This window comes from Phenylobacterium sp., assembly GCF_020253645.1.
GTDB lineage: Bacteria > Pseudomonadota > Alphaproteobacteria > Caulobacterales > Caulobacteraceae > Phenylobacterium.
The window spans coordinates 1-6042 of the sequence record NZ_JADCBG010000034.1 but is presented as its reverse complement, the minus strand read 5'-3'; the positions used below and the strand labels follow the sequence as shown (position 1 = coordinate 6042).

6 protein-coding genes and 1 pseudogene are annotated in these 6042 nt (G+C 68.6%); 1 reads left to right on the top strand and 6 read right to left on the bottom strand.

Annotated features, from left to right (window positions below; genetic code table 11):
* The 6 genes and pseudogenes from INE98_RS02695 to INE98_RS02670 all read right to left on the bottom strand — a co-directional run.
* A pseudogene (locus INE98_RS02695) lies at nucleotides 1-361 on the bottom strand (protein imuA); the annotation flags it as partial.
* 75 nt (nucleotides 362-436) lie between these two features.
* Complete coding sequence (locus tag INE98_RS02690) at nucleotides 437-835, bottom strand: hypothetical protein (protein ID WP_293536347.1); 399 nt, start codon at nucleotides 833-835, stop codon at nucleotides 437-439.
* A gap of 301 nt (nucleotides 836-1136) precedes the next feature.
* The gene (gene serA / locus INE98_RS02685; protein WP_293536345.1) at nucleotides 1137-2711 is read right to left on the bottom strand and encodes a phosphoglycerate dehydrogenase; all 1575 of its coding nucleotides are present in this window, start codon (nucleotides 2709-2711) and stop codon (nucleotides 1137-1139) included.
* Between the two features lie 64 nt (nucleotides 2712-2775).
* Entirely contained in the window at nucleotides 2776-3951 is a 1176-nt protein-coding gene (locus INE98_RS02680; RefSeq protein ID WP_293536343.1) for a phosphoserine transaminase, read from the bottom strand.
* Between the two features lie 88 nt (nucleotides 3952-4039).
* The gene (locus tag INE98_RS02675) at nucleotides 4040-4468 is read right to left on the bottom strand and encodes a hypothetical protein (protein WP_293536341.1); all 429 of its coding nucleotides are present in this window, start codon (nucleotides 4466-4468) and stop codon (nucleotides 4040-4042) included.
* A 61-nt stretch (nucleotides 4469-4529) separates the two neighbouring features.
* Nucleotides 4530-4865: a hypothetical protein gene (locus tag INE98_RS02670; RefSeq protein WP_293536340.1), complete on the bottom strand. Its 336-nt coding sequence runs from the start codon at nucleotides 4863-4865 to the stop codon at nucleotides 4530-4532.
* Between the two features lie 227 nt (nucleotides 4866-5092).
* Here INE98_RS02670 and INE98_RS02665 point away from each other — a divergent pair.
* Nucleotides 5093-6042 (top strand): histidine kinase dimerization/phospho-acceptor domain-containing protein (locus INE98_RS02665; RefSeq protein WP_293536338.1); only part of this gene is annotated, 950 nt, incomplete at its 3' end.

Sequence of the window (6042 nt, the reverse complement as noted above, 5' to 3'; positions counted from 1 at the left end):
CCTCGTCCCGGGCGCAGACCCCCACCAGCCGGTCCGCCGGCAGGCCCAGCTCCACCAGGCCGGGAGGGAAGAGGTCGTCGCGGCGCAGGATCCAGACGGCCGAGCGGCCGCGCTGGTCCGGCCGGGCCAGCAGGGCGGCGGCCAGCCGGGCGGCGAAGGCGGCGGGGGCGGCCCCGGTCTCGGCCTCCGCCCCCTCGCCGCCGATCTCGTGCCACTGGCCCAGGGGCAGCCCCCCGCCCAGGGCCGAATCGAGCCGGGGGTCGCCCAGGGACAGCCGTCCCCGCACGGGCCCCGCCACCCGCTCCAGCCGCCGGATGTCCGCCCGCAGCGCCGCCAGCCTGTTCCGCCTGTCCCCGTCCATGCCCGACCTCTTGTTCGCTTTTTGTTCTAGTCCAGGCGAACAGGGAGTCAATGGTCTCCTCAGGGGGCGGTGGAGTCAGTCGCCGGCGACCTGGCGCGCCAGTTTCCGCGGAGCCACGGCCAGGTAGCTCTGTCGCATCCAGGCCTTCAGGGTCTCCAGCTCGGCCAGGACGTCGTCTTCCGGGCCGAAGTGGGCGATGACCCAGTTGTGGCGCTTGTACCAGCCCGTGCTCTCCCGCACGAAGGGCAGGTCCGCCGCCATATCTGCGGAGATGGGCAGCTTGACGGTCAGGGTCAGTTCGTCCGCCTCCTCATCCCGGGCGCCGAAGACGGCGAAACCCTTCCCCGCCACCCGCAGGTAGCGGAAATAGTCGAGTGACCGGCCCGGAGGGGCGACATCGGTCTCGGGCAGGCTAAGGGCATAGGCCGAAAGCTCGGCCTCCGCCCGCCGACAGGGGTTCCGGGGCGTGCTCACGCCCCATCCTCCCTCGGGCCGGAGACCGGCGTCAACGTCGGCTCAGCAGACCCCCTCCGGCCCGCATTCGTGGTCCACCTCCCCCTGGGGGGAGGAATGAGAACGCCAATTGCTCCCCATCAGGGGGAGCTCCGACCGAAGGTCGGTGAGGGGGTCAATCCCCCTCTCCGCAAACCCCCTCCGGCCCGCTGCGCGGTCCACCTCCCCCTGATGGGGAGGAATTAAAGCGCCCAATTGCTCCCCATCAGGGGGAGCTCCCGGCGAAGCCGGGTGAGGGGGTCAACGGCGATGAAGCCGGGGCCTAGAACCTCAGGATACGGGCTTCCTTGACGTGGGGCAGGGTGCGGATGCGGCCCACAAGGCCGTCGTCGGGCTCCTGGTCCACGCCGATCAGGCAGATGGCGTCCTCGCCGGCGGCCACCCGGCCCAGGTTGAAGGTGGCGATGTTCACCTGCGCCTCGGACAGAAGGGCGCCGACCGCGCCGATGAAGCCCGGCTTGTCCTGGTTGTTCACGTACAGCATGGTCGGGCTGAAGGGGGCGTCCAGCTCCATACCCTTGACCTCGACGATGCGCGGGGTCCCGGCCACCACCGTCCCGGCGAAGGAGCGCTTGCCCATGGTGGTGGTCACCGTGATCCGCACCAGGCTCTCGAAGACGGGCGAGTCGTCCAGCTTGGACTCGGTCACCGCCACGCCCCTCTCCCGCGCTGCGGCGGGGGCGGAGACCATGTTGATCTCCGCCAGGATGGGCCGCATCACGCCGGCCAGGGCGGCGGCGGTCAGGGGCCGGGTGTTGAGCTGGGCCACCTCGCCCTCATAGGCCAGCTCCACGGCCTTGATCTCCACGTCGATCATCTGGCCGGCGAAGGCGCCCAGGCGTTCGGCCAGGGCGACGAAGGGCTTCAGCTTGGGGGCCTCCTCGGCGCTCACCGAGGGGCTGTTGAGGGCGTTGGTCACCGCCCCGGTCAGCAGGTAGTCGCTCATCTGCTCGGCCACCTGCAGGGCGACGTTCTCCTGCGCCTCCAGGGTCGAGGCGCCCAGGTGCGGGGTGGCGATGAAGTTCGGCGCGCCGAACAGAACATTGGCCGTCGCCGGCTCCTCGACGAAGACATCGAAGGCCGCCCCGCCCACATGGCCGGAGTCCAGCAGGGCGCGCAGGGCCGCCTCGTCCACCAGGCCGCCGCGGGCGCAGTTGACGATCAGCACGCCCTTCTTCGCCTTGGCCAGGCTCTCGGCCGACAGGATGTTGCGGGTCTTGTCGGTCAGGGGGGTGTGCAGGGTGATGATGTCGGCCCGGGTCAGCAACTCGTCCAGCTCGACCTTCTCCACGCCGATCTCCACGGCCCGCTCGGCGGACAGGAAGGGATCGTAGGCCACCACCTTCATCTTCAGCCCGTTGGCCCGGTCGGCGACGATGGAGCCGATGTTGCCGGCGCCGATAAGGCCCAGGGTCTTGGCGTAGAGCTCGATCCCCATGAACCGGTTCTTCTCCCACTTGCCGGCCTGGGTGGAGGCGTCGGCGGCGGGGATCTGGCGGGCCAGGGCGAACATCATGGCCACGGCGTGCTCGGCGGTGGTGATGGAGTTCCCGAAGGGCGTGTTCATCACCACGATGCCCTTCGAGGTCGCGGTGGGGATGTCGACATTGTCGACTCCGATCCCGGCCCGGCCGATCACCTTCAGCTGGCCGGCGGCGGCGATGACGTCCTTGTCGGCCTTGGTGGCCGAGCGGACGGCCAGGCCGTCATAGTCGCCGATGATCTTCAGGAGCTCGTCCTTGGACAGGCCGGTCTTGACGTCGGCCTCGACCCCCCTCTGGCGGAAGATGTCGACGGCGGCGGGGGAGAGTTTGTCAGCGATGAGCACGCGGGGCATGGCGGTGTCTTTCTTCACGCGGAAGGAATGGGAAATCAGGAGGCGGGATTGTGGGCGGGCCGGCTCAGAGCCCGGCGGCGGCGGTCTCGAAGGCCCAGTCGAGCCAGGGGACCAGGGCGGCGACATCGGCGGTCTCCACCGTGGCGCCGCACCAGATCCGCAGGCCGGGCGGGGCGTCGCGGTAGCCGCCGACGTCCAGGGCCGCACCCTCCTTCTCGAGCAGGGAGGCCAGGGTCTTGGCGAAGTCGGCCTGGGCCTCGGCCGGCAGGGCCGCGATGCGGGGGTCGACCACCTTCAGGCAGACCGACGTGTTGGACCGGGTCGCGGGATCCGCGGCCAGGAAGTCCACCCAGGGGGTCCTCGCCACCCAGTCGGCCAGGACGCCCAGGTTGGCGTCGGCCCGGGCCCGCATGGCGGACAGGCCGCCGATCCCCTCGGCCCATTTCAGGGCGTCGATGACGTCCTCGACGCAGAGCATGGAGGGGGTGTTGATGGTCGCGCCCTCGAACAGGTCCAGGGTCACCTTGCCGTTCTTGGTCATGCGGAACAGCTTGGGCATGGGCCAGGCCGGGGTATGGCTCTCCAGCCGGGCGACGGCGCGGGGCGACAGCACCAGCACGCCGTGCGCGCCCTCGCCGCCCAGGGCCTTCTGCCAGGAGAAGGTCACCACATCGAGCTTGTCCCAGGCCAGGTCCTGGGCGAAGGCCGCCGAGGTGGCGTCGCAGATGGCCAGGCCCGCCCGGTCGGCGGAGATGAAGCCGGCGTCCGGCACGCGCACGCCCGAGGTCGTGCCGTTCCAGGTGAAGACCAGGTCCGCCTCGGGGTCCACCCGGGACAGGTCGGGCAGTTCGCCGTAGGGCGCCTCCAGCACCTCGGCGGGCAGTTTCAGCTGCTTGACCACGTCGGTGACCCAGTCCTTGCCGAAGCTCTCGAAGGCCAGCATCTGCACCTTGCGCGGCCCCAGCAGGGACCAGAGGGCCATCTCCACCGCCCCGGTGTCAGAGCCGGGGACGATGCCGATCAGGTGGCTGTCGGGAACCTCCAGCACCTTGCGGGTGCGGGTGATGGCGGCCTGCAGGCGCGCCTTGCCGGGCTTCGACCGGTGCGAGCGGCCGAGGACGGCGTCCTTCAGGGCTTCGGGGGTCCATCCGGGGCGCTTGGCGCACGGGCCGGAGGAAAATTCAGGTCGGGCCGGGCGCACGGCCGGCCGCGGGATCGTGGTCACTGCGATGTCTCCCATCCTTGCAGATGGACTGCGCCCCGTTGGGGGGGCGTGGCCCGCCGCGCACAAACGCCGGTTTGGACCGGAAGGCAAGGGGGAAGTGCGATCAGGCCTGTTCCGGCGCGCGCCGCCGGGAGGTCCAGACGCCAATGGCGAGGCTGGTCAGAAGGACGAGGGTCGCGAGGTTGCTCATCAGGGCGAAGGTCCAGTCAAGATCTCGATCGGTCATCTCGTAGAAGGCGTGTATCGAGAAGACGCCGGCCATGGTGAACATCATCAGGGCGATCCAGAGGTGCCGGTAGACCAGGGCGAGGATGAGGAAGCCAAGGGCCATGAGTCCGTCAATCCCAAGGAAGATGACGCCCGCATGCTGAGGCGGAGACATCTGCTCCACCGACTTTGACGCGACGGTCGCGACAATAAAGAAGATCGCCGAAAGCCGTTCGGCCCTGCCCCCGGCGACCAGGGCCCACAGCGGGATGATCACCGCGAGGGCGTAGACCAGAACCTGGAAGATGATCTCGCCAAGCGGCATGAAAAAAGGGCTCCTCCCGGTCGAGAAGAGCCCCAAAATCCTTAAGGGTGTGTGACGGCGATCAGGCGACCGAGCGCTGGTCCTCGTCCTGCTGCAGGCGGAAACTGTCCATGCAATAGGGCCCAATCATCCGGGTGCGGATGCCGAGGCGCAGGGCGGCTTCCACCAGGCCGGAGTGGACCCCGCCCATGGTGGTGCGGGCCGAGCTGAGGGCCGTTATGGCCTCGGTCAGTTTGACCTGGACATCGTCGGCGAAGGCGACGGGTGCGCCCAGGTCCGCGCGGGCCTGCAGCAGGTCGGCGAGCAGCTGGGTGGTCTCGATCAGGGCCGCGTCAATGGCCGCCTCCGTGGCGACGAGCTTTTCCTGAGAACGCTTGGCGATGAATGCCTTATCCATGGGAATCCCCTCGTACGGCGGAATAGCCGTGGGATTAAGGTAAATCAGAAGTTAACATGGGTCCCGGCCGTTAAGACTTTGTTAACTGTGGCATTTTGCCGCATCTCTTCCAATTCGGGGCGTTTTTCGACCTGAAAATCGCTGAATCGTCCGATTTTCCAAGGTTAACTCAGGGAAACGTTAGGAGACTCGTGGGAAACGGGTCGCCTTACGCTGCCGGGACGCCCATGAAACCGCCTGAATTCCTCAAGGGATCGCTGCCGACGACGGGCTTCCACGCCCGGGTCTCGGCCGCCGCTTTGGTCACGGCGCTCAGCGTGCTCGTCCTCGCGACCCTCACCTTCATGGGGCAGCAGTGGGCCATGGTTCACGCCCAGAACCGCAACCTGCAGTCCTCCCTCGGCGGCATGGCCGCGATCAGCATCGCCGACGCCGTCCAGGCCAATGACGAGCAGGCCGTCCGGTCCGCGATCCGCGCCCTCGAGCTTTCTCCGCTTCTCCTGTCGGGGGAGTATCTCGACCTTGAGGGCCACCGCGTGGCCGGTTTCCGCAAGCCCGGCGCCGATTCGCCTGGCGGCCTCGTGGTCCTGCGGACGCCCGTGACCCATCAGGGGCGGCGGTTCGGCGAAGTGGTGACCATGGGCAAGCCCTCCGACGTCTCAGACGTCGGGGCCCAGCTCCTTGCCCTCGCCGGCGCCCTGCTCTTTGCGGGGATCGGCGCCGCCATGGTCATGGCCCGCCGGCAGGCGGACCAGGTCGTGGCCCCGGTCATCGAGCTCTCCGCCGCCATGCAGAAGGTGTCGGAGAGCGCCAGCTATGAGCCCATCCTCTTGAATACGCGGGACGGACTGTTCCGGGGCCTCAGCGCCTCCTTCAACCACCTCCTGCACCGGCTGTCTGTCCGCGAGGCCCAGCAGCAGGCCCTGATGTCCGAGCTGCAGGACGCCCGGGACCGCGCCGACGACGCCAACCTGATGAAGACGCAGTTCCTGGCCAATATGAGCCATGAAATCCGGACGCCCCTGAATGGCGTCCTGACCATGGCCGAGATCATGGCCATGGGCGACCTGCCCGACGAGCAGAGGAAACGCCTCGACGTTGTCCGCAAGTCAGGCGGCCTTCTGCTGGGCATCCTCAATGACGTCCTCGACCTGTCCAAGATCGAGGCCGGACGCAT

Excerpts from the sequence above, each read along its gene's own strand:
- serA (WP_293536345.1), bottom strand. The coding sequence starts at position 2,711 with ATGCCCCGCGTGCTCATCGCTGACAAACTCTCCCCCGCCGCCGTCGAC.
- INE98_RS02680 (WP_293536343.1), bottom strand. The coding sequence starts at position 3,951 with ATGGGAGACATCGCAGTGACCACGATCCCGCGGCCGGCCGTGCGCCCG.
- INE98_RS02675 (WP_293536341.1), bottom strand. The coding sequence starts at position 4,468 with ATGCCGCTTGGCGAGATCATCTTCCAGGTTCTGGTCTACGCCCTCGCG.
- INE98_RS02670 (WP_293536340.1), bottom strand. The coding sequence starts at position 4,865 with ATGGATAAGGCATTCATCGCCAAGCGTTCTCAGGAAAAGCTCGTCGCC.